Source organism: Paractinoplanes lichenicola (genome assembly GCF_016785085.1).
GTDB classification, from domain to species: domain Bacteria; phylum Actinomycetota; class Actinomycetes; order Mycobacteriales; family Micromonosporaceae; genus Actinoplanes; species Actinoplanes lichenicola.
The window spans coordinates 1-25,814 of record NZ_JAENHO010000006.1; the positions used below are offsets into that span (position 1 = coordinate 1).

General features: G+C 69.4%; 24 protein-coding genes and 1 other RNA gene. 5 read left to right on the forward strand and 20 right to left on the reverse strand.

Annotated features, from left to right (window positions below; genetic code table 11):
* Positions 1-272: 272 nt before the first annotated feature.
* The 8 genes from ssrA to JKJ07_RS21065 form a co-directional block, all read right to left on the reverse strand.
* Positions 273-648: a transfer-messenger RNA gene (ssrA, locus tag JKJ07_RS21030) on the reverse strand.
* A gap of 24 nt (positions 649-672) precedes the next feature.
* On the reverse strand, positions 673-1,314 hold the full coding sequence (locus JKJ07_RS21035; protein ID WP_202993352.1) for a cellulose binding domain-containing protein: 642 nt from the start codon (positions 1,312-1,314) through the stop codon (positions 673-675).
* Between the two features lie 43 nt (positions 1,315-1,357).
* Complete coding sequence (smpB, locus tag JKJ07_RS21040) at positions 1,358-1,834, reverse strand: SsrA-binding protein SmpB (protein ID WP_202993353.1); 477 nt, start codon at positions 1,832-1,834, stop codon at positions 1,358-1,360.
* A 53-nt stretch (positions 1,835-1,887) separates the two neighbouring features.
* A complete protein-coding gene (locus JKJ07_RS51170; RefSeq protein WP_307834340.1) occupies positions 1,888-3,129 on the reverse strand; it encodes a peptidoglycan DD-metalloendopeptidase family protein in 1,242 nt (413 codons plus the stop codon).
* Between the two features lie 105 nt (positions 3,130-3,234).
* A complete protein-coding gene (gene ftsX / locus JKJ07_RS21050; protein ID WP_202993354.1) occupies positions 3,235-4,110 on the reverse strand; it encodes a permease-like cell division protein FtsX in 876 nt (291 codons plus the stop codon).
* 60 nt (positions 4,111-4,170) lie between these two features.
* Positions 4,171-4,851 (reverse strand): cell division ATP-binding protein FtsE, encoded by a 681-nt coding sequence (gene ftsE / locus JKJ07_RS21055; RefSeq protein WP_202993355.1) that lies wholly within the window; start codon positions 4,849-4,851, stop codon positions 4,171-4,173.
* A 148-nt stretch (positions 4,852-4,999) separates the two neighbouring features.
* Entirely contained in the window at positions 5,000-6,118 is a 1,119-nt protein-coding gene (gene prfB / locus JKJ07_RS21060) for a peptide chain release factor 2 (protein WP_202993356.1), read from the reverse strand.
* 64 nt (positions 6,119-6,182) lie between these two features.
* Positions 6,183-6,698: a PadR family transcriptional regulator gene (locus JKJ07_RS21065; RefSeq protein ID WP_202993357.1), complete on the reverse strand. Its 516-nt coding sequence runs from the start codon at positions 6,696-6,698 to the stop codon at positions 6,183-6,185.
* Positions 6,699-7,020: 322 nt separating this feature from the next.
* Between JKJ07_RS21065 and JKJ07_RS21070 the strand changes: the two genes are divergently transcribed.
* The gene (locus JKJ07_RS21070; RefSeq protein ID WP_202993358.1) at positions 7,021-8,148 is read left to right on the forward strand and encodes a hypothetical protein; all 1,128 of its coding nucleotides are present in this window, start codon (positions 7,021-7,023) and stop codon (positions 8,146-8,148) included.
* Positions 8,149-8,163: 15 nt separating this feature from the next.
* Here JKJ07_RS21070 and JKJ07_RS21075 read toward each other — a convergent pair whose 3' ends face one another.
* Both JKJ07_RS21075 and JKJ07_RS21080 read right to left on the reverse strand, forming a co-directional pair.
* Entirely contained in the window at positions 8,164-8,673 is a 510-nt protein-coding gene (locus tag JKJ07_RS21075) for a DUF6912 family protein (protein ID WP_438871428.1), read from the reverse strand.
* A gap of 278 nt (positions 8,674-8,951) precedes the next feature.
* A complete protein-coding gene (locus JKJ07_RS21080; RefSeq protein ID WP_202993359.1) occupies positions 8,952-9,473 on the reverse strand; it encodes a rhodanese-like domain-containing protein in 522 nt (173 codons plus the stop codon).
* A 94-nt stretch (positions 9,474-9,567) separates the two neighbouring features.
* Here JKJ07_RS21080 and JKJ07_RS21085 point away from each other — a divergent pair, with 94 nt between their 5' ends.
* The 3 genes from JKJ07_RS21085 (at position 9,568) to JKJ07_RS21095 (ending at position 11,008) form a co-directional block, all read left to right on the forward strand.
* Positions 9,568-10,023 (forward strand): Lrp/AsnC family transcriptional regulator, encoded by a 456-nt coding sequence (locus JKJ07_RS21085; RefSeq protein WP_202993360.1) that lies wholly within the window; start codon positions 9,568-9,570, stop codon positions 10,021-10,023.
* A gap of 49 nt (positions 10,024-10,072) precedes the next feature.
* Entirely contained in the window at positions 10,073-10,303 is a 231-nt protein-coding gene (locus JKJ07_RS21090; RefSeq protein ID WP_202993361.1) for a helix-turn-helix transcriptional regulator, read from the forward strand.
* Between the two features lie 147 nt (positions 10,304-10,450).
* On the forward strand, positions 10,451-11,008 hold the full coding sequence (locus tag JKJ07_RS21095) for an Rv3235 family protein (RefSeq protein ID WP_202993362.1): 558 nt from the start codon (positions 10,451-10,453) through the stop codon (positions 11,006-11,008).
* Positions 11,009-11,234: 226 nt separating this feature from the next.
* Here JKJ07_RS21095 and secA read toward each other — a convergent pair whose 3' ends face one another.
* A complete protein-coding gene (gene secA, locus JKJ07_RS21100; protein WP_202993363.1) occupies positions 11,235-14,147 on the reverse strand; it encodes a preprotein translocase subunit SecA in 2,913 nt (970 codons plus the stop codon).
* A gap of 163 nt (positions 14,148-14,310) precedes the next feature.
* Here secA and JKJ07_RS21105 point away from each other — a divergent pair, with 163 nt between their 5' ends.
* Positions 14,311-15,444 (forward strand): GNAT family N-acetyltransferase, encoded by a 1,134-nt coding sequence (locus JKJ07_RS21105; RefSeq protein ID WP_202993364.1) that lies wholly within the window; start codon positions 14,311-14,313, stop codon positions 15,442-15,444.
* On the opposite strand, the gene hpf is transcribed toward JKJ07_RS21105, so the two are convergent.
* The 9 genes from hpf to JKJ07_RS21150 form a co-directional block, all read right to left on the reverse strand.
* Positions 15,445-16,068, reverse strand: coding sequence for a ribosome hibernation-promoting factor, HPF/YfiA family (hpf, locus tag JKJ07_RS21110; protein WP_202993365.1), 624 nt, complete (start codon positions 16,066-16,068; stop codon positions 15,445-15,447).
* Positions 16,069-16,315: 247 nt separating this feature from the next.
* Positions 16,316-17,104 (reverse strand): ComF family protein, encoded by a 789-nt coding sequence (locus JKJ07_RS21115; RefSeq protein WP_202993366.1) that lies wholly within the window; start codon positions 17,102-17,104, stop codon positions 16,316-16,318.
* A gap of 1 nt (position 17,105) precedes the next feature.
* Positions 17,106-18,917, reverse strand: a complete 1,812-nt coding sequence (locus tag JKJ07_RS21120) for an LpqB family beta-propeller domain-containing protein (protein WP_202993367.1) — start codon at positions 18,915-18,917, stop codon at positions 17,106-17,108.
* Positions 18,917-20,599 carry an MtrAB system histidine kinase MtrB gene (gene mtrB, locus JKJ07_RS21125; RefSeq protein ID WP_202993368.1) on the reverse strand — a complete coding sequence of 561 codons (1,683 nt, stop codon included), beginning with the start codon at positions 20,597-20,599 and terminating at the stop codon, positions 18,917-18,919. Before mtrB ends, JKJ07_RS21120 begins: the two co-directional genes overlap by 1 nt.
* Positions 20,600-20,627: 28 nt before the next feature.
* Entirely contained in the window at positions 20,628-21,317 is a 690-nt protein-coding gene (gene mtrA / locus JKJ07_RS21130; RefSeq protein ID WP_089293161.1) for an MtrAB system response regulator MtrA, read from the reverse strand.
* 109 nt (positions 21,318-21,426) lie between these two features.
* Complete coding sequence (locus tag JKJ07_RS21135; protein WP_202993369.1) at positions 21,427-21,630, reverse strand: DUF397 domain-containing protein; 204 nt, start codon at positions 21,628-21,630, stop codon at positions 21,427-21,429.
* 42 nt (positions 21,631-21,672) lie between these two features.
* A complete protein-coding gene (locus JKJ07_RS21140; RefSeq protein ID WP_202993370.1) occupies positions 21,673-22,533 on the reverse strand; it encodes a DUF5753 domain-containing protein in 861 nt (286 codons plus the stop codon).
* Positions 22,534-23,674: 1,141 nt separating this feature from the next.
* Complete coding sequence (gene manA, locus JKJ07_RS21145; RefSeq protein WP_202993371.1) at positions 23,675-24,829, reverse strand: mannose-6-phosphate isomerase, class I; 1,155 nt, start codon at positions 24,827-24,829, stop codon at positions 23,675-23,677.
* A 39-nt stretch (positions 24,830-24,868) separates the two neighbouring features.
* Positions 24,869-25,804 carry a cation diffusion facilitator family transporter gene (locus JKJ07_RS21150; protein ID WP_202993372.1) on the reverse strand — a complete coding sequence of 312 codons (936 nt, stop codon included), beginning with the start codon at positions 25,802-25,804 and terminating at the stop codon, positions 24,869-24,871.
* Positions 25,805-25,814: the final 10 nt, after the last annotated feature.

The window sequence follows — 25,814 nt, forward strand, 5'->3', positions numbered from 1 at the left end:
GTTCCAGAGGCAGGGACCCGTGCCCCCGCAACCACCCACCCAGCGCAACCAACCGCACCGTGGAGTTCCAGAGGCAGGGACCCGTGCCCCCGCAACCACCCACCCAGCGCAACCAACCGCACCGTGGAGTTCCAGAGGCAGGGACCCGTGCCCCCGCAACCACCCACCCAGCGCAACCAACCGCACCGTGGGGTTTCAGGGGGCTCGGCCCCCTGAGCAGATATAGAGGGAGGCCCCGGTCTGCGCGTTCCGCAGACAGGGGCCTCCGACTCCCGTGGAGGTGCCGGGAATCGAACCCGGGTCCTTCGTCGCTTCGTCAGGGCTTCTCCGAGCGCAGCTCACTATGCCTCTACTCGGCCCCGGGAATCACGTGAGCGAGTTCCTGTGACGGGCCCAGTCGCTGATTAATCTCGCCGCAAGGTCCCCGCGACCGGGACCTGTTGGCCAACCTCCTAGCTGATGCCGGAAATCCGGGACGGAGGTGCTCCCGGTCCGACAGACTCACTACTCGCCTCAGGCGGCGAGAGCGAAGTCAGCGCGATTGTTATCGGCGCTTATTGTTTTCCGACGACCGATTCTCGAGACGACGTCGGCTTCCTCGGCTCGCTTCCCCTGTCTCCACATTCGAAGTCGAAACCAGTCACCCCCTGGTCAGTGAACAACTGTGCCATCCTACCTGACGCTGCAGGAGCCGCCCAACGCATTACAGCCCGACGGGCGGGCCTTGCCGCGGCCGGTCTTCGATGTCTGGTAGCCGAAGCTGGCCTGGGCGCCGGGGGCCAGGGTGCCGCCGGTGAAGACGAGGCTGTCGCCCTGCTGGTCGCCGGTGGCGTTCCAGACTCCGCGCAGCTCCAGGTTGCGCAGGCCGGAGTGGCTGACGGTCACCCGCCAGCGTGTCGGGCGGTCGCCCTCGTTGGTGACGCGGACGGCGGCCACGTAGCCCTCGTCCCAGCTCGCGCCGACCGCGAGGGTGGCCTCGACGTCGGCCTGCGGCGGGGGCGGTGCGGTGGTGGTCTTGGTCACGGCCGGCTTGGTGGTAGGGCGCGGCGTGGGACTCGTGGGAGCAGAGCTCCGGGTGCGAGAGGGCGAGGCTGACGGCGTACGGGAAGGGGTGTGGGAAACGGACGGCGGGGACGGGACCGCAATCGTCGGGGCCGGCAACGACGGCAGCACGAGCGAGGGCGCCTTGGACGCCTCGGCGGGGCCGACCGCGCGGACCGCGACCCAGACGACCAGGAGCACCAGGATCGCAACGCCGAAACTCAGGATGAACCTGGCCGTCCCGAACACGCGCACGGAGTGCTTGGCAGCCAACTTGCGACCTCCCCCATTTGAGCCGGCGGGGAAGGGTACCTTGTCAGCCCATGCCCTTGGCACGCCGGCCGAGGGATCGGCTGATCTCTTTCTGCGCGTCGCGACTGGCCAGGTCCTGACGCTTGTCGTAGCTCTTCTTGCCCTTGCCGAGGCCGAGTTCGACCTTGGCGTACCCGTTGTGGAAATAGACCTGGAGCGGCACCAGCGTCACGCCGTCGTCGCGCAGCTTGCCGCGCATCTTGGCGATCTCCTCGCGGTGCAGGAGCAGCTTGCGGACGCGCCGCGGCTCGTGGTTGGTCCAGGTGCCCTGGGTGTATTCCGGGATGTGCATCCCGTGGAGGAAGATCTCGCCGTTGTTCTCGTGGCCGAACGCGTCGACCAGCGAGGCCCGCCCGGCCCGCAACGACTTGACCTCGGTGCCGGTCAGCACCAGGCCCGCCTCGAACGTGTCGGAGATGGCGTAGTCGTGGTGGGCCTTGCGGTTGGAGGCGACGACCTTGCGACCTTGTTCGCGTGGCATGCCGCCGGACCCCCTGTGAATGAGTGACAGAACCTCACAATGTTACAGGGGGCTCAGCAGAGGCAGGGCGGCAGATAATGCACCGGGTCGCGGGGCTCGCCGTTGAAGCGGGTCTCGAAGTGCAGATGGTTGCCGGTGGAGGCGCCGGTCGTGCCGACCAGCCCGATCACCTCGCCCCGGCGTACGTAATCCCCGACGTCGACCAGGAACGCCGACTGGTGCCCGTAGCAGGTCTGGAAGGCGACGCCGTTGATCCGGCCGTGGCTGACGCAGGTGTATCGGCCGTAGCCACCGGCCCAGCCGGCCCTGATCACCCGGCCCGCGGCGGCCGCGCGGATGGGGGTGCCGCCGCCCGCCGCGATGTCCATGCCGGCGTGCAGTTGCCACACGCGGTAATACGGGTCGTATCGCCATCCGTAGTTGCTGGACTTCCAGCCGACGACCGGCATGAGCAGCCGGCCACCGGCATAGCGGGCGTCGCCGGATTTGAGGGAGTAGCCGCGCAGCGCGGCCTCGATCCGGGCCTCCTCGGCCTTGGCGGCCCGATAGCGGGCGAGCACGGCCGAGCGCTGCGAGTTGGCCACCTGCAGCGCGGCGGCCCGGGTCTGGGTCAGCTTGGCCAGGGCCGCGCGGGCCTGCTCGGCGGCCGCCTGGGCGTCCCGCGCGGCGGTCAGCCGGTCGCGCGCGTCCGCCTCGGCCTCCTCGGCGGCGCGCTTGGCGAGTCCGGCCCGGTCCTGTTCCGTACGGGCCACGCGCCGCGCCTCGACCAGGACGCCGACCTCGCGCTGCTGGGCGCGCATGATCTGGTCGACGATGCTGAGCCGGTCCATCATGTCGGCCGGGCCGCTGGCGTCGACGAGCACGTTGAGGCGGGCGATGTCGCTGCCCATATAGCTCGCGGTCGCGATCTCGTCGACCCGGTCGCGCGCGTCGGAGACCTGGTCCCGCGCCGCCTGGAAGCGTCCGGCGACCTGCCCGTACGCCTCCCGGGCCGCCTTGGCCCTGCGTTCGGCGCTCTTGGCGGCGGCCAGCGCTGCGGCGACCGCCCCACGCGAGGTGGCGACCTTCTTCTGAGCGGCAGGCATGGCCGCGGTGGCGGTCTCGAGGCGCCGGGCGGCCGCGCGGGCGACGTCGGTGGCGTGTTCGAGGACGGCCTCGGCCCGCTGTACGGCCTTGCCGGCGCGTTCGGCGTCGTCGTTCTTGGGGTCGGCGTGGGCCGGGTGTGGCGCGATCAGCAGGGCAGCGCAAACCAGCAGAAGCGCACTTTTCCGGCTATGTCGACGTTTGGACCACACGAAGAGCACCGTAACGCGACCTTACGTGTCGTACCTCCTAAAACGCCCAACGGCCGCATCCCCTTGACGAGGATGCGGCCGCGGTGTGAGTTCAGCCGGAGAGCGTCAGACCTTCAGGTAGAAGCGCAGCGTCACCCAGGCGGTGACCGCGCTGACGAGGGCGCCGACGCCGGCCAGCAGCGGCAGCATCAGCCACACGTTGCCGTTCTCGATGGGCGTCAGGATCGTCGTGAGCGCCTGGAGCTTGTTGTCGAAGAGCACAACCTTGCTCACGAAGAGGGCGACGAAGCCGAGCAGCGCGCCGATCAGGCCGGCCACTACCGCCTCGAGCACGAACGGCGCCTGGATGAACCAGTTGGACGCGCCGACCAGCTTCATGACGGCGACCTCGCGGCGCTTGCTGTACGCGGCGACCTGGATCGTGTTGCCGACCAGGAGCAGCGCGGCCAACGCCATCACCCCCGCGACCACCAGCGCACCCACCTGGATGGCGTTGAAGATGTTGAACACCTTGTCGAGCAGCGCACGCTGGTCGATGATGTCCTGAATGCCCTGCATGCCCTTCATCTGATCGGTGAAGGTCTTGTACGTCTCGGGGTTCTTGAGCTTCACCCGGAACGACTCGGGAAGGCTGTTGGGGCCGACCGAGTTGACGAACTCGGGCGAGTCCTTCCAGAGCGTCTTGAACCGCTCGAGCGCCTGCTCGCGAGTCTCGTACGTCTGGCTGGCGACCAGGGGGTTGGACGAGATCGCGCTGTCGATCTCCTGCCGCTGGCCGTCGGTGACGTCCGTGCGCAGGAAGATCGAGACCTCGATCTCGCCGTAGTAATAGCTCTTCATCTGGTCGACCTGCATGTAGAGCAGGACACTCGCGCCCAGCATGGTCAGCGAGACCGACATGGTGATGATCATGGCGACCGTCATCGTGACGTTACGCCACAGGCCCACCAGGACCTCGTTGAGGACGTACTTCAAGCGCATCGGGGGGTTCCTTCCGGGACTCCGCGCAGTTCTGGTTCAGTCGGGGGTAGTCGGCGGAGCTCAGCCGTAGACGCCGCGAGCCTGGTCGCGAACGATGCGACCACTCTCGATCTCGATGACGCGCCGGCGCATCTGGTTGACGATGTTGGAGTCGTGCGTGACCATCACGACCGTCGTGCCCGTCCGGTTGATCCGGTCGAGCAGCCGCATGATCTCGATCGACGTGTCGGGGTCGAGGTTTCCGGTGGGCTCGTCGGCCAGCAGGATCAGCGGGCGGTTGACGAACGCGCGGGCGACCGCGACACGCTGCTGCTCACCACCGGAGAGCTCGTGCGGGTAGCGGTGCTCCTTGCCGCCCAGGCCGACCAGCTCGAGAACCTCGGGCACGACCCGCCGGGACACGGCCTTGGTCTTGCCGATGACCTCCAGGGCGAAGGCCACGTTCTCGTACGCGGTGCGGTTGGGCAGCAGACGGAAGTCTTGGAACACGCAGCCGATCGAGCGGCGGAAGTGGGGAATCTTCCAGGATCGGATGGAGGTGACGTCCTTCGCGTTGACCATCACCTTGCCGCGCGTCGGGGCGACCTCGTGCAGCAGAAGCTTGATGATCGTGGACTTGCCGGAACCGGAGGGGCCGATGAAGAAGACGAACTCACCCTTCTCGATCCCGACGCTGACCTCGTCCAGCGACGGGCGAGACGCCTTGGGGTACGTCTTCGTCACGTTCTCGAGCTGAATCACGGGAACGGAGTCTACGCGGTGTAACGAAAACGCCAACCCCGCCGGGTCCGCCATTCTGCGCGTCTGGTGAAGAAACCCGGCCGCCGGGCGACGGCGGCCCACCGTTCGTCCGGGGGCCGTCGCCGTCCGTAGACGATCTTGCCGGTCGTTACGCCGAGGCGCTCTTCTCGGACTGCTTGCGCCAGCGGATGCCGGCCTCGATGAAGTCGTCGAGATCGCCGTCGAAGACGTTCGACGGGTTGCCCGTCTCCTGCTCAGTGCGCAGATCCTTGACCATCTGGTAAGGGTGCAGCACGTACGAGCGCATCTGGTCGCCCCAGGATCCGGTGGTGTCCTGCTTGAGGCCGGCCATCTTCGCCTCCTCCTCCTGACGCTTGCGCTCGAGGAGGCGCGCCTGGAGCACGCGCATGGCCGAGGCCTTGTTTTGAAGCTGCGACTTCTCGTTCTGACAGGTGACGACGATGCCCGTCGGAATGTGCGTCAGGCGCACGGCGGAGTCGGTCGTGTTAACGCTCTGTCCACCAGGACCCGACGAACGGTAGACGTCGACGCGGAGCTCGTTCTCCGGGATGTCGATGTGGTCGGTCTGCTCGACAACGGGCATGACCTCGACACCGGCGAAGCTCGTCTGACGGCGGCCCTGGTTGTCGAACGGGCTGATCCGCACCAGGCGGTGGGTGCCCGATTCCACGCTCAAGGTCCCATAGGCGTACGGGACCTTGACCGCGAACGTGGCGGACTTGAGCCCCGCCTCCTCGGCGTAGGACGTGTCGTACACCTCGGTGGGGTAGCCGTGCCGCTCGGCCCAGCGCAGATACATCCGCATGAGCATCTCGGCGAAGTCGGCCGCGTCGACACCGCCGGCGCCGGCCCGGATGGCCACCACGGCCTCGCGGGAGTCGTACTCCCCCGAGAGCAGGGTGCGCACCTCCATCTCCTCAATGGCCTTGCTCAGCGCGACGATCTCGACGCCCACCTCGTGCACGGAGTCCTCGTCGGCCTCGGCTTCGGCCATCTCGAGCAGCAAGCCGGCATCGTCGAGCCGAGAGCGCAGCCGCTCGATGCGATCGATGTCGCCGGAAACGTACGAAAGGCGGCTGTTGACCTCTTGAGCCCGGGCCTGGTCGTCCCACAGGTCCGGCGCGGAGGCCTGCTCCTCAAGGTCCGCCTTGTCCCGACGCAGCTTGTCGACGTCCAGGACGTTCTCGATGTTGCGCAGGGTGGCGTCGAGGGTCTTGAGTTGCTCGGGATAGTCGGCAGCAGTCACGACAGTCAAGACTACGCCGCCCCGACCAGTTTGCTGGTCGGGGCGGGGCACACTGTCAGGGTCGTCAGCCGGCCGGAGCGATCTTGAGCCAGCTGAGCGCGGCCTTGTGATAGGCGACGGCGAACTCGAGGGCCGCCGCGCCGTACGCGTCGCCCGCCTTCTTCGCCTCCTTCGCCTGCTCCTTGGCCATCGCCATGGCCTCGGAGTGGTATTCACTGGCGCCGGTGTAGAGGGTTTGCAGCTGAGTGCCGCTGTGCTGCTCGCCGAAGGCGACCCGCAAGGCGACCGGGTTGCGCAAGGCATCCCGGCCCGCGGGCTCGGCTAGCCACCGGCTGAAGGCTCGCTTGCCGGAGGCGGTGATGGCGTAGGGCTGGCTGGATCTGGGGCCGGGCTTGCCGAGCCGGACGAAGCCCATTTCGGCAAGAACCGGCAATTCGCGGTAGACCTGGCTCCGCGTCATCGACCAGTATGGCCCGAGGCGGCGTTCGGCAGCCGCCATAAGCTGACCGCCGGTCATCGGCCCCTCGTGAAGCAGGCCGAGCAATGCGGCAGCCGTGGGATTGATTTGAGAGTCGGGCATGCCTTCTAAGCTGCCACTTTGTCGCGCCGACGTCCAGGATTTCGCCCGATCCGTCCAGTTTGCGTCTCCACAAACGACTGTCCCGCACGGACAGTCCGACCACGAGGGTCGAGACGGCGCGTTCTGCCGAAAATCTGGGTCTTGACCAGCTAAAATGGCGCTAGCCAAACGGTCAGACGGCGATGCCGGGCAGGAAACACCCGAAAACCGGACAGACTTCCTCTGCGGAACGCGTACGTTCCCAACAAATACGACAATCGACTCCGTTTTGCCACCTCAGGGCCCGTCCGGCCCGTCAGATGAGCCGCGTACCCTGAGCCACATGTCTTCCCAGGAGGTCGCACCGGCCCCGAAACCGGCCGCGGCCGCCTCGTCGAACGGGTTCCTGCTGGCGGCCCTCAGCCTGGTCTGGATGGGCGCCATGCTGTGGTCGGCGCGCGCGACGATCACCGGCCGCGTCGACGCCGAGGCGGAAGTGACCTCCACGGCGTACGCGTTGCCCGGCGCCATCTCGGCCAGCCTCGTCACCGGGTCCACCGTGGCCCTCGCGGTGCTGGCGCTGATGAGCCGGCGCGGCGAGCTCGGCGCCAGCACCCGGTTCGCCATCGCCACCGGCAGCGGGCTGCTCGTCGGGGTGCTGGGCGCGCTGACCATCGTCACGATCAACACCGAGGGCTGGCTGTACGCGGTGGTCGGCGGGACGGTGGCCGCGGCGGCGACGATCGGCGGGGCGCTGGCCGGGTTCCGCATCCCCCGGGTCGTGCACGCGGTCGGGTGGGCCTCGGTGGCCGTCTTCGTGATCGGCTTCGTGCTCAACCTGTTCCAGGGGCCGCTGATCGACGCGCTCAGCTCCAATTCGGCGGGCTCCCGGGCCGACGCGAACCAGTGGATCTCGTACGGGCAGGGTGTGCTCAGCGGTCTGGTCGCCGCGCTGGTGTCCTACCAGGTGCTGCGCCGCGATCGCCGCAAGTCGGGCGGGCTGGACGTGCCGTGGGGGCTCTATGGGCTAGCCGGGGCCGGGGCCGGGCTGCTGCTGGTGATCGCGGAGATCCTCACCCGTACGGCCGGGAATCGCGTGCTCGATCTGGCCGGGCGGGTCAGCGAGCTCGAACTGGTGGTGCAGCAGATGCTCAGCGGGGCGCGGCTCAACAGCGCCCTGATCATTTTGTTCGTGGGAGCGATCAGCGCGACGATCGCCGTGGGGCGCACGATCAGCCCGGCCCCGGACGACTCGGAATTGGACGAGCCTGCCGCTCCGGCTTCTTCTTCCGCCGCTTCGTCTTCGGCTTCCGATTCGCCCGCCGCTTCGTCGTCGGCTTCCGGTTCCTCCGACGCTTCGTCTTCGGCTTCCGGTTCCTCCGACGCTTCGTCTTCGGCTTCCGGTGACGTTGCGGAGCCGGCGAGCAAGGGGCCCGTCAAGCCGCAGCCGGGGCCGTCCGCGGCCTCCTAGTTTCTTGCGGGCGTGTCAGAGCAGTTCGTCCAGCTCCGACACCGCGTACCACTCGAGCTCGTGATCCTCGGCGCTGTCGACCGTGAACTGGGCGTCGGGATCACCCGCGGCCGCCTCGTCGACCACCTCGGACGCCGCCGACACCACCTCGGCCGCATCCGCGCTGTCCACGTGGATCGAGGCGACCTCCTTGATCGACAGCGGCTGCGGCAGCCGGACGGTGCTCGAACCGAGCTCGACATCCTCCCGGACGAGCGCCGTCGACGGCACGTCGGCCGAGACCACCACCCGCCGCCGCGGGGCCTCCGGGTCGAGGCGCAGCAGATGCAGAGCGCCCTGGGCGGCCCTGGTGAAGGCCACGTATTCCAACTCCTCCTCGTCGCCCTCCGCATACCACTCGCGGAGCGCGGGAGTCACGGCGTGCGCCTCCAACGGCCCGGCACCCAACTGCCCGTCGGCGCGCAGGGCCGCCAGCATCGGCACGGTGGCCGGCACATAGACCCGGACCAGCTCGGTGATCGGCACGTCTCCTCCAGCGGTTGAACCGTCCCCGTAGTACACCGCCGAGGCGGCGCGGGGTAGGCCCATTCCACCAGTCGTGTCCGGATCGTGGCGTGCCGGGCCCTCGCCGCCTGTGGATAACCCCGGATTGTGGATAACCCGCGCCCACCCTCCGCCGTGAAGTAGTGTCACCGCCAGCTTTCCCTGGGTGGGCGGGGGAGGCGGTGGCTGCTCCCGACAAGATCCTTGTTCGGCGGAGATGGGGCACGGCGGGCGACGGCCGGGCGGCGAGGGGCGGCGGGTCAGCAGCCGCAGGCGTCTGGGCTGGGTGCGGTGAGCTGCAGACCGGTCACGGCGAGAGTGGGCGCAGGCCTGGCCGCGTCGGGGGCGACCGGGACGGCGCCCAGTGCGGCCAGCGCCCAGCGACGACCGACCGGCGCCACCCGCGGGTCCGGGGGCACGGCCACGTCACCGTCCGAGGTGCGTACGGGGAAGCCTTCTCGGATCCAGTACTCGATGCCGCCGATCATTTCCTTGACCTGGTAGCCCGCCCGGGAGAGGGCCAGCGCCGAGCGGGTGGCGCCGTTGCAGCCGGGGCCCCAGCAGTACGTCACTACGGGCACGGCCGGGTCGAGCAGGGTTGCCGCGCGGGTCGGGATGTCGGCGGTCGGCAGGTGCAGCGCGCCGGCGATGTGGGCCTGGTCCCAGGACGCCCGGGAGCGGGAGTCGATCAGCACGAAGCCGGGCTCGCCCGTGGTCAGCGCCGTGCGTACGTCGGCGACGTCAGTCTGGTGGGTGAGCAGCGCCTCGAAGAAGGAAGTCATGGCACATCACGCTAGGTGCGTGAACCCGGTCGTTACATGGTCGTTCCCCGGCACATCTGGCGTACGGCCGGGGAAAGGCGCTTAGATGGCCGCCATGACCACGGATTTCGCGCTGGACCGTACGGATTGGCAGTTGCTGACCGAGCTGCAGAACGATGGCCGCTCGTCGTTCGCCGAGCTGGCTCGGGCCGTTGCGATGTCTCCGAGCGCCGTCGCCGAGCGGATCCGGCGGTTGGAGGAGGCCGGCGTGATCGCGGGCTACCGGGCCGCGCTCGACCCCGAAAGGCTCGGTTTGCAAGTGATGGCCTTCGTTCGCCTGCGGTATCCAACGGGCAACTACCGGCCGTTTCACGCGCTGCTCGAGTCGACCCCCGAGATCGTCGAGGCGCATCACGTCACCGGCGACGACTGTTTCGTACTCAAGGTGCTGACCCGCTCGATGCGCCACCTCGAGGAGGTCACCGGCCGCATCTCCGGCCTCGGCGCGGTCACCACCAGCGTCGTCTATTCCAGCCCGCTCACCGGGCGCGCGATCTCACCGCCGGAGTGAAACGGTGGCAAACTGAGGCACCCGTACGGGATATGGAGGTGGGACGAGGATGGCCGAGCCGCGCTTCCTTCCGCTGCCCGATGTCGCCACCGAGCTGAACGTCTCGGAGTCGCAGGTCTATCACATGGTCCGCAGCGGTGAGCTGCCCGCGATCAAGATCGGCGGCCGGGGTCAGTGGCGGGTCGAGCGCGCCCGCCTCGAGCAGTACATCGAGGAGAAGTACGCGGAGACGGCCGCCTGGGTCGCGCAGAATCCGCTGAACGCGCCCGACGCCGACTAGGCAGCGCCCGATTCATCCCTCTTCCCGCCTGGCTCAGTTGGATCTCTGCCGCGTTGACCACCCCTCGCGCCTTCTTCAGAATCGCTATCACAAGCAAACGAAGGCAAACGCAAGGTCAACTAGCCCCGATCCGAAGGCGGTGCGGCGATGCAGAGGACGCTCGACGAAACCCGAAGTGCGATCAGTCTTCGTCCGGTCCCACGCTGCGAGCCACCCTTCGACGACGAGCTCGAGCCCACCGTCTGGGCCACCGCCCAGCAACTCGCGCTCAACTGGCCGTCGGCGCCGGAGCCGGGTGGGCGGGGTCAGGAGCAGCCGGCCATCCCGCGGCACTCCCCCATCGCCGGCGCGTCGGCCGACGCCAAGCTGGCCGTGCGGCGATTCGTGCAGACCTGCGTCGAGGTGCTCAACGGGCATCGTCCGGCCGCCCACCTACGCCGCCTGTCGCGCCCGATGGAGGCCTCCGCGGTCGTGGCCCAGGGTATGGCCGCGGCGCACCGGGTGGCCGAGCTGCGGCGGGGCCATCGGCGGAAACCGAGCCGGGTCGCGCCGGTCGCCGTTATCCACGTGCGCCTCTGCGAGCCCCGGCCGGGAGCGGTGGAGGCCGCCGTGGCCCTGCTGACCGGCGAGCGCACGTGGGCGCTGGCGCTGCGGCTGGAGCTGCACGAGGAGGCCTGGCGCGCCACCCTCCTGCGCCTGATCTGAGAGGACTCCCGGGGCGCCTGCCGACCACGCCCGGCAGTGGGCGTCCCGGGCCAACGAACGGGGGCCGCACGGGGTGAACGCGGCGCCCGGGACGGCAAGCACGGCGGCCCAGGACCAGCAAACGGGGCCGCCGGGCGGCCACTTAAGGCGCCCCGGGCAAGACGAACGGCCCCGCCCACGAAGTAGAAATCGCGGGCGGGGCCGTTCAAAAGCAGAAACCGAGCTGTCAGGCCCCGGGGGCGCCGTGGCAGCGCTTGTACTTCTTGCCCGAGCCGCAGTAGCAGGGCGCGTTGCGCGACGGCCCGTTGCTCTCCTGCCCGGCGGGCTGCGCCGCCCGCCGTCCCGCGGTGTGGGCCGGGTTGGCCGGCACCGGTGAGCCGCCCGGCCCGATGCCCAACGCCGGAGCCTGCTGCTCGCGCTGGATCACCGGGGAGCCCTCGCCCGCCTCACCGTCGATGGCCGGGGCGGTGTATTGCAGGTTTTGCGGGCGACGCTCGCCGCCGAGACCCTTGGCCCGCACCTCGACGCGGTCGGAGTCGGTCTCGTTGGCGGAGTCGTCGGCGCCCATCACGCCGCCGGCCGGCAGGGGCACCGCCTTGCTCGGGTCGACGGTCACCGTGGGCTGCTCCTGCACCTGGACCTCCAGGTTGAACAGGAACCCGACCGCCTCCTCCTTGATGCCCTCCATCATCTGGTTGAACATGTCGAAGCCCTCGCGCTGATACTCCACGACCGGGTCGCGCTGGGCGTACGCCCGCAGGTTGATGCCTTCCTGCAGGTAGTCCATCTCGTAGAGGTGCTCGCGCCATTTGCGGTCGATGACGCTGAGCAGCACCTGGCGCTCGAGCTCGCGCAGCGCCTCCGGCCCGAGCTCCTCCTCGCGCGCCGCGTACGCGTCGTGGGCGTCCTTCGTCAGCTGCGCGGTCAGGAACTCCTGGTCGAGGGCCTGTCGCTCGCCGCCGGACTCCTCGATGAGGTCGTCGATCGTGATCGTCACCGGGTAGAGCCGCTTGAGGTTCGTCCAGAGCTGGTCGAGATCCCAGTCCTCGGCATAGCCCTCGCCCGTCGCCGCCAGCACGTAGTCGTTGACCACGTCGGTGATCATGCTGGCGGTCTGGTCGTGCATGTCCTCGCCGTCGAGGACGCGCTTGCGCTCGGCGTAGATCACCTGGCGCTGCTTGTTCATGACCTCGTCGTACTTGAGGACGTTCTTGCGGATCTCGGCGTTCTGACCCTCGATCTGGGTCTGGGCGCTACGGATCTGCCGGGTCACCATCTTGGACTCGATCGGCACGTCGTCCGGGATGTTGAACCGCTCCATGACGGCCTCGACGGCACCCGCGCGGAACCGCTTCATCAGGTCGTCCTGCAGCGACAGGTAGAACCGGGACTCGCCCGGGTCGCCCTGCCGGCCGGAACGACCGCGCAGCTGGTTGTCGATGCGCCGGGAGTCGTGCCGCTCGGTGCCGAGCACGTAGAGCCCGCCGGCCGCCTGCACCTCGGCCGCCTCTTCCTCGCAGGCTTCCTTCCAGGTCGGCAGGACCTCCTCGAGCGCCTTCGCGTATTCCTCCTCGTGCTCCACCGGGTCGAGGCCGCGCTGGGCGAGCTCGCTGGCCGCGAGGAAGTCGGGGTTGCCGCCGAGCAGAATGTCGGTGCCGCGGCCGGCCATGTTGGTGGCGACCGTGACCCCGCCCTTGCGGCCGGCCTGCGCGATGATCGTGGCTTCCTGCGCGTGGAACTTCGCGTTGAGCACGGAGTGCGGGATGCCCCGGCGGCGCAGCAGCTGCGAGAGGATCTCGGAGTTCTCGACCGAGACCGTGCCGACGAGGACGGGCTGGCCGGTGGCGTGCCGCTCGGCGATGTCCTCGATGACCGCGTCGAACTTGGCCTTCTCGGTCTTGTAGATGACGTCGGGGTGGTCGATGCGGACCATCGGCCGGTGGGTCGGGATGCTCACGACGCCGACCTTGTAGACCGAGTTGAACTCGCCGGCCTCGGTCTGCGCCGTACCGGTCATGCCGCCCAGCTTGTCGTAGAGCCGGAAGTAGTTCTGCAGCGTGATGGTCGCCAGGGTCTGGTTCTCCTGCTTGACCTCGACGCCCTCCTTGGCCTCGATGGCCTGGTGCATGCCCTCGTTGTAGCGGCGGCCGTGCAGGATGCGGCCGGTGAACTCGTCGACGATCAGGACCTCGCCGCCCTCGTCGACGATGTAGTCCTTGTCGCGCTTGTAGAGCTCCTTGGCCTTGATGGCGTTGTTGAGGTAGCCCACCAGCGGGGTGTTCACCGACTCGTAGAGGTTGTCGATGCCGAGCCTGTCCTCGACCCGGCCGACGCCGCGCTCGGTGACCGCGATGGTGCGCTTGGCCTCGTCGACCTCGTAGTCGCCCTCGCCGTCCTTGCCGCGCTGGAGCCGGGCCACGATCGCCGCGAACTCCCCGTACCACCGCTGCGAGTGCTCGGCCGGGCCGGAGATGATCAGCGGGGTGCGCGCCTCGTCGATGAGGATCGAGTCGACCTCGTCGACGATCGCGAAGTTGTGCCCGCGCTGCACCAGTTCGTCCTTCGACCACGCCATGTTGTCGCGTAGGTAGTCGAACCCGAACTCGTTGTTGGTGCCGTACGTGATGTCGCACAGATACGCCGCGCGGTGCTCGGCGGCCGGCCGGTTCGGCAGGATCACGCCGACGGTCAGGCCGAGGAACGAGTGCACGCGGCCGACCCACTCGGCGTCGCGCTGGGCCAGGTAGTCGTTCACCGTGATGATGTGCACGCCCTTGCCGCTCAACCCGTTGAGGTAGGCCGGGAACACACCGGTCAGGGTCTTGCCCTCACCGGTCTTCATCTCGGGGATGTTGCCGAAGTGCAGCGCCGCGCCGCCCATGAGCTGCACGTCGTACGCCCGCTGGCCGAGCACCCGCTTCGCGCCCTCACGGGCCACGGCGAACGCCTCGGGCAGCAGCGAGTCGAGCGACTCGCCGTCCTCGATCCGTTCCTTGAACTGCTGGGTGCACTCGCGCAACTCGTCATCGGTCAGGTCGACATAGTCGTCCTCGATCGAATTGACCGCGTCCGCGATCGCCTTGAGCCGGCGCACCATGCGGCCTTCGCCGGCACGTAGGACCTTTTCCAAAATCGACACGGGTCAGCGCTCCCCTAGACAGTCTGCGGAACCATCGTAGGCACCCTTCCGCAGAAGCTGTGACCCGAGCCTCCGGTTAACCGCACAAATGGTGTGAAACTTCGCATCAAGTTCGCTCAGAGCGCAGCACTTCCGGCAGGATGAGCGGGGTAGAGGAGAGGGCGTGACCATCGCACAGATCAACGGTACGGGAGTACGCCTCCGGGCGTTTCGCGCCGACGACGCCGACGCGCTCGCTGCCGGATTCGACGATCCGCTCTCGCAACGCTTCCTCCCGCAGATGCCGAAACCCTTCACCGTCACGCACGCCGAGCGATACATCGCCGAGCGCGTCGTATCCACCTTCGCCGAGGGCGGCGCCCTCTACGCGATCGCCGACCCGGAGACCGACGAGCTGCTCGGCGGCATCGGCTTCGACAAGGTGGTGCCGGCCCGCCGCCAGGCCGAGGTGGGCTACTGGGTCGGCCCGTGGGCGCGCCGCCGCGGCGTTGCCACCGCCGCGCTGCGAGCCCTGAGCACGCACGCCCTGAGCCATGGCCTGGAACGCCTCGAGCTGCTCACGCACTGGGACAACCCGGTCAGCCAACGAGTCGCGCTGGGGGCCGGTTACTTGCGCGAGGGCGTACGCCGGGGCGCCGAGCCCGGCCGCGCCGGGGGCCGCGAAGACCTGATCGTCTTCACCCGCCTGGCCACGGACTCCGGCGATCCGCTGCCCCGCCTGCTGCCCGACCTGCCCGGCGGCGAGCTCACCGACGGGGTCGTCCGGCTGCGCCCGCTCGGCCCGGGCGACACGAGTTTCTTCGCCGAACTGCTGGGCCAGCCGGACGTGATCGCCACGAGCGTGCCCCCGGTCGCGCCGACGCCGCAGCGCGTCCAGGAGCGGTGCCTGCGGGCCGAGGCGCACTGGCTCAACGGCAACCGGGCCGACCTGGTGATCGAGGACGTAGCGACCGGGCTGCCGACCGGCGACATCGGGCTCTACTACGACGACCCGCACACGCAGCAGGCCATGATCGGCTACAGCATGCTGCCCGCGTACCGGGGGAAGGGTTTTCCCACCCGGGCCGCGCAGCTGCTCGCGCTGTGGGTCTTCGCCGAGACCGACGTGGCCCGCCTCGTCGCGGGCGCGATGCCCGACAACGCGGGCTCGCAGCGGGTGCTCGAGAAGGCGGGCTTCCACAAGGAGGCGTTCCTGCGCTCGCGGCTGCCCGGCCCGGACGGGACGCGCAGCGACGACGTGCAATTCGTCCTCCTCGCCGAGGACCTTCTGGCCGAAGGCCCCCGGCTTGATGGGTGACTAGCCCGTGGTCTCCAGCGACAGGATTCCGTAGTCGTAGCCGCGGCGGCGATAGACGACGCTCGGGCGGCCGCTGTCCTTGTCGAGGAAGAGATAGAAGTCGTGGCCGACGAGCTCCATCTGGAAGAGGGCGTCGTCGACGGTCATCGGGTCGGCCGGGTGCTCTTTTTCCCGCACGATCCGCCACGGCTGATCCTCGTCGTGTTCCGCGAGGGCGGTGGCTACCGATGACGAATCCTCGGCCGCCTGCGCGGCGAGGCTGAGGTCGGTGGGCAGGCCGGCTGTGGCCGCCGCCACCGAACGGGGCGTGTGCCGCCCGCGGTGCACCCGGCGCCGGTCGGCGGAACGCCGCAGCCGGCCGTCGAGTTTGGTGATAGCCAGGTCGAGGGCGGCGTAGAAGTCTTTCGCGCAGGCCTCGGCACGAATGACCGGGCCCCTCGTCATAACGGTGATCTCGACTCGCTGGCACGTGTCGGACTGGCGCGGATTGCGCTCATGGAACAGCTCGACGTCGGCCCGGATCAGCTTCTGGTCGTAACGCTCGACCTTGCTCAGCTTCTCGGCGACGTGTTCCCGATAGTGGTCGGGAACCTCTACGTTGCGGCCCTTGACGACAATGTCCACTCGTGACCTCCCCCAACGTTTCTGTTCTGCAGACGCCCCTGCGAGAGGGTGCTGGCGGGGGCGCCGAACTGCGACGCGTGAAGTGCTTGGCTTTACGGTGACGCCGGCTCACAGGGCGTTACCGATAGCGAACGAGACGACTCCTTTCCGGTGCGGCGGTTCGCGGAACGCTGCGCCTCCGGCTGAGGCGGGTTGAGCGGCACTCATACCCTCGTCACCAAGACGCTAACGTGCCGATGCTCTCGCGTCACCCCTCGTTCGGGATACCAGATCCCCGACGTTCCACCTTTTCAGTACCCCCAGGTGGTAATCCGCCGAAACCGACCGCGGTTGATCTCCGCAGTTGCGTGGCGGCAAGTACGGCGGCGCCCGCGACCTGCATCTTCGCCTCCTCGAGCCGGCCCGTCGCCGCGGCCAGCGTGGCCCCGGTGGTGACGATGTCGTCGACTACCACCAGCGTGCCTTTCCGGGGCGCGGCGCGTCGCAGAACGCCGATTCGGGCCCGCCGAATTCGCAGCGAATCCTCAGCCGCGGCCCGCCTTCCGGCCACACTCAGTGACGTAGAGTCGGGACGCGGTAACGCTTCGAGCTGATGACTGACGACAGCGTCCCAACCGGCGGCGCGCAGCCGACGCACGGCGTGTGCGGTCAGTCGCCTCATGTGGTCGCCGTGCCGCTCCCGGGCGGCCGCGGCGGTCGACGGCACGGGCACCAGGGTCACCGGTGTCCCGCGCGGGACCAGTGCGGCCACCCCGGTGGCGAGCAGTGCGCCGAGCGGGCCGGCCAGCCGATGCCGGCCCTTCTCCTTGTAACCGAGCAACACACCCCGCAAAGAGCCCTCGTACGCCCCGACGGCCACGCACCGCGGCAGGCCGGGTGGCGGGGGCTCGGGAGCCGTACGGAAGGGCCTGAGGGCTTCCAGGTGGACGGCGCAGCTCGCGCACACGCCGAAGCTCAGCGGCACTCGGTCGGCCTCGCAGCCGGCGCACGGGGCCGGCAGCACGAGGTCGGCGAGGTCACCGAGCAATCCGGTCAAGTCAGTCCAGGAAGAAGGGGGCGGTGGGGTTGACGTCGGGTTGCGGGGTCACGTCGACCAGTTGGTCGGGCTGCACCTTGACCGGCTCGCTGAGCACGTCCCAGGCCTCGCCGCCGGCCACGTACCACTCGGAGGCCAGGCGCTCCGGGTTCGTCGGCGTGGACGGGTACGCCGCGAGGTAGGTCACCGGCTCGGCCCCGATGTCGTTGAGGCGGGTCGTCGCCAGCGTGCCGTCGACCGTCACGTCGAGCACCGCGTACCGGTCGTTGGTGCGCAGGCCCGCCACCGCCAGCGACGACTCGCTGTTCCAGGCGGCCGCGGCCACCGTCGCCAGGTCGGGCGGCGCCACCCTTTCCGGGTCGCTCAGGGTGCTGGCGTCGCCGCTGGTGTTGAGCACCGCGCGATACAGCTTGCCTCCGCTGACCAGCACGACCCGATGCCCGTCGGGGGCCACCGACAGGCCGGTCACCGCACCCGGCGCCTGCCAGTCGACCCGCTTCGCCTTGGCGCTGGTCGCGTCGAAACTGTAGAGCTGGCCGCCCATGGTGATCAGGCCGACGGCCGCTGCCGGGTCGTCGCCGTCGGGGGTCTGCGCCCACACCGGCGTGCCGAGCGCACCGAGGTCGCCGCTGAGCCCGCCCACCTGCCGCAGGTCGGCCTGCTCGCCGAGCGGCGCCTGAGCCACCCGCAGCCGCTGCGCGTCGCCCGCGCCGGTCACCACGGCCGCGTACGCCCGGGTCGACGACGAGCTCAGGGCGGCCGACGTGATGTTCTTGTTGGCCGCCGCCTTGATCACGGGCACCGGATCGTTCTCGTGCGGCGATTCCTTGAGCCGGCGGATCGACGAGTTGTAAAGCGCGAACCGTTCGGGCACGTCGGCCAGCCGGTACGCCGCGTTGCTGTCGAGATAGACGCCGTTCTCCGTGCGTACGGGATCGTCGTGACCGATCTTGATCTCGATGGCGCTCGCGGTCAACGGCCGCATCGACCACTGCAACTGCCGCCGCAACCGGTCGAGCGCCCCGGCGTCGCTGCCCGGCGGCAGGGCCTCCGCGTTGAGGCTGATCAGCAGCGTGTCGTCGGTGATCGCGGGCACGTTGTCGGTCGCCTGGGTGCCCTGGGGCAGCGGGTTCACCGCGTCGTCGAGCCAGGGCGCGGGTCCGCCGGTCAGCCAGCCCAGCACCGCCGTCGGCTGCTGCACGGACGGCAAGCTGAGCGGCATGTAACGCACGTCGGGCACCAGGCCGGTATTCGCCGTGTTCCACCAATAGATCGTGCGCGCCGAGTAGTACGACTGGAGGGCCTGGTCGGACATCATCAGGAACTGCGGGGCGTCGAGGATGAACTGCCCGGTGCGCCCGGCCACCGAACCCACCCGCAGCTCGTACGTTGTGGCGTCGGCCGGGGCGGCCGGCTCGAGCACGCCGTTGGCCTTGAGCGTGCCGACCACCTGGATCGTGATCGTGACCTCGGCCTCGCCCGGGCTGTGCAGCGAGGGCACCGTCTCGCGGACCACCTTGATGTCGCCGCCGGCCGGGAAGCGGGCCGCCTTCTCGGGCGCGAGGAACGCCTTGACCCGGGCCGCCGCCGTCTCGGGATCGCCCGCCGCGGCCTGCAGGTAGTTGCCGACCAGCGTCTTCGGCTCCTCGCTGTCCTCGCGGCGGGGCTGCACCGGCAGCTCCTCGCCGTCGCTGATCGAGACGCCGCTCGACGGGCCGTCGTCGACGATCGTCACGTCGCTCTCGTCGGGGATGCCGCAGCCGCCGGCCACCAATGTGGCCAGCACGACCGCCGTGCAGAGCAGGCGTCTCATCAGACCACCTCCGTCTCGGGCTCGGCCACCGGCTCCTCGGCCAGGGCCGGTGACCGGTCGCGCGGGATCAGCGGGAGCGGCGCCGCGAGCAGCCGGTCACCCGACCGGACGGGCAGGGTGAGCCGGAACTGGGCGCCCTCCCCCGGCGCGCCCCAGGCCTCGAGCCAGCCGCCGTGCAGCCGCGCGTCCTCCGCGCTGATCGACAGGCCCAGGCCGGTGCCGCCGGTCTGCCGGGCCCGCGACGGGTCGGCCCGCCAGAACCGGTTGAAGACCAGCCGCTCCTCGCCCGCCTTGAGCCCGATGCCGTGATCGCGCACGGTGATCGCCACCGCCGCGTCGTCGCTGGCCAGCGTGACCTGCACCGGCTTGGCCTCGCCGTGCTCGACCGCGTTGCCGACCAGGTTGCGCAGCACCCGCTCGACCCGGCGCGGGTCGACCTCGGCGATCACCGGCTGGTCGGGCAGGCGCAGCTCGATCACGACGCCCACCCGCTCGGCCAGGCCGGCCAGCCGGTCGGCGACCCGTTCGACGATCGGCACCAGGTCGGAGTGCTCGGCGTCGAGCGCGGCGAACCCGGCGTCGAAGCGGCTGATCTCGAGCAGGTCGGTCAGCAGGCTCTCGAAGCGGTCGAGCTCGGCCTGCAGCAGCTCGGCGCTGCGGGCCACGGCCGGGTCGAACTCGTCGCGCTCGGCGAAGATAAGGTCGGCCGCCATCCGTACGGTGGTCAGGGGGGTGCGCAGCTCGTGGGAGACGTCGGACGTGAACCGGCGCTGCAGGCGGGACAACTCCTCGAGCCGCACGATCTGGCGTTGCAGGTTGGCCGCCATCTGGTTGAACGAGGCGGCCAGCAGGGCCAGGTCGTCCTCGCCGTCGACCTTCATGCGCTGGTCGAGCAGGCCCGCGGACAGGCGCTGGGCGGTGCGGGCGGCCACCCGTACGGGCGTGACGACGAGCCTGGTGACCAGGCCCGCGATGACGCCGAGCATGATGACCAGCGCGATGCCGGTGGCCAGCACGGTCGTACGGATCTGGTTGGCCGCGCTGTCCTCGGTGGTCAGCGGCACCATGTAATACAGCTCGACGTGACCGAAGCTGGTCGGCACCGGCGAGCCCGTGGCCAGGTATTTCGTCGTGTGGTCGTTGACCCGTGCGGTGACGATCTGACGGGCGACCTTCTCCTCGTCGGCCACCTGGTGGATGAGATCACCGGTGATCAGCTCGTCGGTCTCGACGTTGCGCGAGGTCACCGACGGCAGCTCGGGATGCCCCTCGGCCCGGATCGACACCATCGAGCCGCCGGACTCGGACGGGTCGCCGTCGGCGAGCTGGCTGACGATGTTGTTGAACGTCTTGGGCAGCCGGGGGTCACGCGCCTGCGGATGCACGGTGAGCTGCTGTTCCGCGTATGCCACCTTGTTGCGCATCGAGATCTGCACCTCGTCTTGCGCGCGGCTCAGCAGGATCTTGGCGCTGCGGTCGGCGATGAACCAGCCGAACGCGCCGACCAGCAGGCTCGACGCGACGAGGGTGAGCGCGACGACCCGCAGCTGCAGCGAGCGCCGCCAGGCCCGGCGAGCGGGCGCCGACCACACCTGAACCCGGCGCGCGACGACACGCCAATATCGCCGCACGACCCGCAGGACGCGGCGCAGGGGAAGGGGAAGCCAAGCCGGAGCGCGCATTACGCGGCAAGGTTAGCCGCTCCGGCTCCTAACCGGTGCCTGCCTTGTAGCCGACCCCCCGGACGGTCAGGATGATCTCGGGGCGTTCCGGGTCCGGCTCGATCTTGGCCCGCAGCCGCTGGACGTGCACGTTGACCAGCCGGGTGTCGGCCGCGTGGCGATAACCCCAGACCTGTTCGAGCAGCACCTCGCGGGTGAAGACCTGCCGCGGCTTGCGGGCCAGGGCCACCAGCAGGTCGAATTCGAGCGGCGTGAGCTTGACCTCCTCGCCGTCGCGGGACACGGTGTGCGCCGGGACGTCGATGGTGATCTGGTTGCCGGGTGGCCCGATGGTGAGCATCTCGGGCGCGGCGTCCTCACCGCGGCGCAGCCGGGCCCGCATCCGCGCCACCAGCTCCTTGGGCTTGAACGGCTTGACCACGTAGTCGTCGGCGCCGGACTCGAGGCCGAGCACCACGTCGACGGTGTCGCTCTTGGCGGTCAGCATGACGATCGGGATGCCCGACTCGGCGCGGATCGCCCGCGCCACGTCGATCCCGCTCATCCCGGGCAGCATCAGGTCGAGCAGAACGATGTCGGGCCGGCTCTCCCGGAAGGCGGCCAGTGCGCGCTCACCGTCGGCGACGAACGAGGGCAGGAAACCCTCACTCCGCAGGACGATGCCGAGCATCTCGGCCAGCGCTGGATCGTCATCGACGACGAGTACCCGGGCTCTCATGCGGTCCAATATTGCACTGTCCTCCCGAGCCCCATGTACCCCGGGGGCGATCTTGTGTAAAAAAGGCGGGCGGCCCCGTCAGGGACCGCCCGCCGTCTCGCCGTACGGGTCAGGCGCCGGGCCGGTCGAACTCCCCCGCCCGCACCCCGGCGATGAAGCCGGCCCAGTCCGTGTCGCCGAAGGCGAGCATCGGGCCCGAGGCATCCTTCGAGTCGCGCACCAGCACGGTCGACGGGACATTGGCAACCTCGACGCAGTGGCCGGCGGCTCCGCTTCGAGTGCTCTTGCGCCAGGTGAGAGTGGCGTCCTGCATCGTGAGTCCCCTTCCAAGGATGAAATGCGCCTCCATTTCAGCTCACGAAGCGGTCAACAGGCGGAGCGCTTCCTCCCTGCGAGCGATAGCCGTTCGGCTCTCTTCTGCCGGCAGGGCACGTTCCCGCAGGTCAGACAGCGCATCTCGATAGACGTCGACATCTGTCGGCTTCACCCGGAAGAGACCCCCGGTGAGCCCCTCGATATGAACGATCGGGGCCCGGGTGCCCACCTCGAACTCCAGCACCATGAACGGCTCGGTCATGCCGGCGTGCGCGCCCGCGGTGAACGGCAGCACCAGCAGCTCGACGCCGGGCCGCTCGCTCGCCTCGACCAGCCGCGCCAGCTGCCGCCGCAAAACCTCCGGACCGCCGACCTCGCGATGCAGCACGGCCTCGTCGAGCACGATCCGCAACGTGGGCGGCGGCTCCCGGGTCAGCACGGCCTGCCGGGCCATGCGCAGGGCCAGCCGCCGCTGAATCGTCTCGGCCGCGCCGACGTCGGCCCCGACCTCGATCACGGCACGCGCGTATTCGTCGGTCTGCAGCAGACCGGGGACGACCTGCGTCTCCCACTCGCTGATGAGCACGGCCTCGGCCTCGAGGGCGACATATTCATCGTACGGATCCGGCACCGACGACCGATAAGGCGTCCACCAGGCCCGCGCCCGGCCGCGGCGCGCCAACTCGCGCAGGCGCTCGCGGTCCTCCACCCGTACGCCATAAGCGGTGAGAAGACGGTCGAGATCGGGCTCGGTGATGCCGGTGTGCGCGGTCTCGATACGGCTCAGCTTGCTTTCCGACCAGCCGAGCGAGGTCGCCACGTGGGCTGCCCGGCGCTCGCCACGAAGACGCCTCAGCTCGTTACCGAGTTCGCGTCGTGCAGTCGAGGTCGCCCGTGCCACGCGAACACCATAACGGCATTTCGATTGCGCCCTGCAACTTGCAACGCACGCTCTGCACTTGCACGCAGGTCAGACCCCATGCCGTAATGGGAGGGACGACGGGAACGGGGGTGGCGGCAAACACCACCGGGGCCCGGAGAGGGAGGTCCCGTCCGGCGGGCGGGCGGGGCCTCTTCCCTTCCCCGTGTTTCTTCCCGTACGCCAGGTGGGCGGGGCCCCCGAATAGCGAACGGGACGACAGGCCTAAGCCCGCCGCCCCGTTCATCCCCCCGGTTTGGTACCGCGCGCGTCCGTGGGACCCCCCGATCACCAATGACGCTGCGTGTTTATAGATTCACACTCCGCACAGACCGTGTCAAGCAAATCCGGAAATTTCCTATTTTGAGGGCTTGTCAGAGACACGGAGGGTGCTCGGCTGTGGCCCAGCGGGAACGGACGTGCTCAGCCCTGCCGCAGCCGGAACGGAGGGTGCTCAGCTCTGCCGTAGCCGGAACGGAGGGTGCTCAGCTCTGCCGTAGCCGGAACGGAGGGTGCTCAGCCCTGCCGCAGCCGGAACGGAGGGTGCTCAGCTCTGCCGTAGCCGGAACGGAGGGTGCTCAGTTCTGCCGCAGCGGGATCCGCGAGTGGCGACGCTGGGCCGGCAGCCAAAACGGAGGATGTTCAGCTCTGCCAGCAGCGGGGATCCCGGGTAGCGAAGCGGGGCTGGCAGCTAACTCAACGGACACGGCTCCGACTTAGCCTGTGGATAACTCCGGCTGGCCTGTGGACAACCAAAACGGCCGGTCCGCGTTTGTGGAAAACTTCAGGCACGGATTTGACGTCCGCAGCTTAGGGTGGGGGTCCCCCGGTCGGGTGGGCCCTCTTATGGAACTGTTACAGGGCTTGTTCCAACGGCGGCGTACATGAGCCTGCGAACCAGGCTGGCAGTGCCGGGCCCGACTGAACGAGCTGAGTTGGCCTAGCTGGACGAGCTGAGCCCTCTCGGCAGCGGGCATACCCAGCGGAGCCAAGGAGGCAGCCGGCGCACCCAGCGAAGCCGGGGAGGCAGCAGACGCATCCAGCCGGAGGCGGGAAGACGGCAGACGCTCCCAGCCCGTCCAGACGCGCTGGAAGTGGCTAGGAGCGCCTCAAAAACAGGTGATCAGGCAGGAACAGCGGCCACGAAGAGCTGCCCCTCCCCCGCGACCTTGATCTGCCCCGCGTCGGCGGGAGCGTAGGCAGCTGTGCCGGGGGCCAGTTCGACCGGCATGCCGTCGACGGCCTCACCGACGTACGTGTCACCGCTGATGCCCAGGATGATGCGGGGGCCTGCGGCGGGGACCTGAATGGGCGCGCCCGTGCCGTCCAGTTCGATGCGGAACAGCTCGAAGTCGGGGACCGGGACCTTCCACGTCGTGACCCCGGGGGCCACTGAGACGCTGGGCAGGATCGGGTCTTCCAGGACCTCGAAGCGGAGGACGTTGAGCAGCTCGCCCACGTCGACGCGCTTGGGGGTGAGGCCGCCGCGGAGGACGTTGTCGCTGGCGGCCATCAGTTCGACGCCGGCGCCTTTCAGGTACGCGTGCATGTTGCCGGCCGGCATCCAGATCGCTTCGCCGGGGGCCAGCCGCACGTGGTTGAGCAGCAACGCGACCAGCACGCCGGGGTCGCCGGGATAGTGGCCGGCCAGGTAGGTCGCCAGCTCGGAGCGGCCGGAGCCGGCGACTGCGGCGATCAGTTCCGTGCGGTCGGCCTCGGGCCAGGTCAGCAGCGTCTGTACGGCCGTGCGCAGGTCGCCGCCGCGCAGTGCCTCGACGACCGGGGTGAGCGATTCGAGGCCGAACGACTCGATCTCGTCGGCCGCGGCCGTGGGCGAGCGGAAGCCGCACAGGGCCTCGAAGGGCGTGACCGCGACCAGCATCTCGGGCTTGTGGTGCGGGTCGGTGTAGTTGCGGGGCAGGCTCGGGTCGGCTTCCTGCCGCGCGTACGCCAGTTTCGCGTACTCGGGGTCGGGGTGGGCCTGCAACGACAGCGGCGTCTCGGCGGCCAGCACCTTGAGCAGGAACGGCAGGCGCGGGCCGAACGAGTCGATCACCTGGCTGCCGAGCTGGCCCTTCGGGTCGTCGGCGATGAGCGCTTCCAGGCTGACCGGGCCGTCGGGGCCGTTGATCGTGGCCGGGTCGCCGGGGTGGGCGCCCAGCCACAGCTCGGCCTCGGGCTGCTCGGTGGGCGCGGGACGGCCCTGGAGCTCGGCGAGGAGGGTGCGGGAGCCCCAGGCGTACGGCCGGACGACCCCGGTCAGCGAATAGACACTCATGAGGGCACTTTAACCTTTTGTCCGTTTAATGAGGGGCGATCAGGCGGGAGCCGGGGTGGTGGCGGGCCGGTAGATGTCGGGCTCGATGTAGATGACGCGGGCGATCGGGACCGCGTCGCGGATGCGCTTCTCGGTCTCGTCGATGTGCCGGGCCACCTCGTCGGCCCGCTCCGAGCTGGGCACCGCGATCTTGACCGCCACCAGCAGCTCCTCGGGACCGAGGTGCAGCGTCTTCATGTGGATGATCCGCTCGATGCCCTCGCCGGCCAGCACGGCCTGCTCGATCTGGCGGACCGCCTCGGGGGTCGCGCCCTCGCCGATCAGCAGGCTCTTGGTCTCGATGGCCAGGACCGCCGCGATCGCCACCAGCAGCAGGCCGATCGCCGCGGTGCCGATGCCGTCCCAGACGCCGTTGCCGGTGATGAGGGTGAGCACGACGCCGAAGAACGCGAAGACCAGGCCGAGCAGCGCGCCCGAGTCCTCCAGCAGCACCACCGGCAGTTCGGGCGCCTTGGCCCGCCGCACGAAGTCGACCCAGGACGTCTTGCCGCGGGTGCGGTTCGACTCCCGGATGGCGGTGACGAACGAATACGTCTCCAAGCCGATCGCGAGGACCAGCACCACGACCGGCACCCACTGCCAGCTCTCGATCGGGTGCGGCTCGGCGATCTTGTGCCACGCCTCGTACAGCGCGAACAGACCGCCCAGGCTGAACAGCACGATCGACACGATGAACGCGTAGAGGTAGCGCTCGCGGCCGAACCCGAAGGGGTGCTCGGGCGTGGCCTCCCGCTTGGCCCGCTTGCCCCCGACGAGCAGGAGCAGCTGGTTGCCCGAGTCGGCCACCGAGTGGATCGACTCCGCCAGCATCGAGGACGAGCTGGTCAGGAGCCAGGCGATGAACTTGGTGACCGCGATGCCGAGGTTCGCGGTCAGCGCCGCGATGATCGCCCTGGTGCCGCCTTCAGCACTCATTTATCCACTC

Bases quoted from the DNA above. Each gene is read 5' to 3' on its own strand.
- smpB (WP_202993353.1), bottom strand. From the start codon at position 1,834: ATGCCACGCGAACAAGGTCGCAAGGTCGTCGCCTCCAACCGCAAGGCC.
- ftsX (WP_202993354.1), bottom strand. From the start codon at position 4,110: ATGCGCTTGAAGTACGTCCTCAACGAGGTCCTGGTGGGCCTGTGGCGT.
- JKJ07_RS21065 (WP_202993357.1), bottom strand. From the start codon at position 6,698: ATGCCCGACTCTCAAATCAATCCCACGGCTGCCGCATTGCTCGGCCTG.
- JKJ07_RS21070 (WP_202993358.1), top strand. From the start codon at position 7,021: ATGTCTTCCCAGGAGGTCGCACCGGCCCCGAAACCGGCCGCGGCCGCC.
- JKJ07_RS21080 (WP_202993359.1), bottom strand. From the start codon at position 9,473: ATGACTTCCTTCTTCGAGGCGCTGCTCACCCACCAGACTGACGTCGCC.
- JKJ07_RS21085 (WP_202993360.1), top strand. From the start codon at position 9,568: ATGACCACGGATTTCGCGCTGGACCGTACGGATTGGCAGTTGCTGACC.
- JKJ07_RS21090 (WP_202993361.1), top strand. From the start codon at position 10,073: ATGGCCGAGCCGCGCTTCCTTCCGCTGCCCGATGTCGCCACCGAGCTG.
- JKJ07_RS21095 (WP_202993362.1), top strand. From the start codon at position 10,451: ATGCAGAGGACGCTCGACGAAACCCGAAGTGCGATCAGTCTTCGTCCG.
- JKJ07_RS21120 (WP_202993367.1), bottom strand. From the start codon at position 18,917: ATGAGACGCCTGCTCTGCACGGCGGTCGTGCTGGCCACATTGGTGGCC.
- mtrB (WP_202993368.1), bottom strand. From the start codon at position 20,599: ATGCGCGCTCCGGCTTGGCTTCCCCTTCCCCTGCGCCGCGTCCTGCGG.
- mtrA (WP_089293161.1), bottom strand. From the start codon at position 21,317: ATGAGAGCCCGGGTACTCGTCGTCGATGACGATCCAGCGCTGGCCGAG.
- JKJ07_RS21135 (WP_202993369.1), bottom strand. From the start codon at position 21,630: ATGCAGGACGCCACTCTCACCTGGCGCAAGAGCACTCGAAGCGGAGCC.
- manA (WP_202993371.1), bottom strand. From the start codon at position 24,829: ATGAGTGTCTATTCGCTGACCGGGGTCGTCCGGCCGTACGCCTGGGGC.
- JKJ07_RS21150 (WP_202993372.1), bottom strand. From the start codon at position 25,804: ATGAGTGCTGAAGGCGGCACCAGGGCGATCATCGCGGCGCTGACCGCG.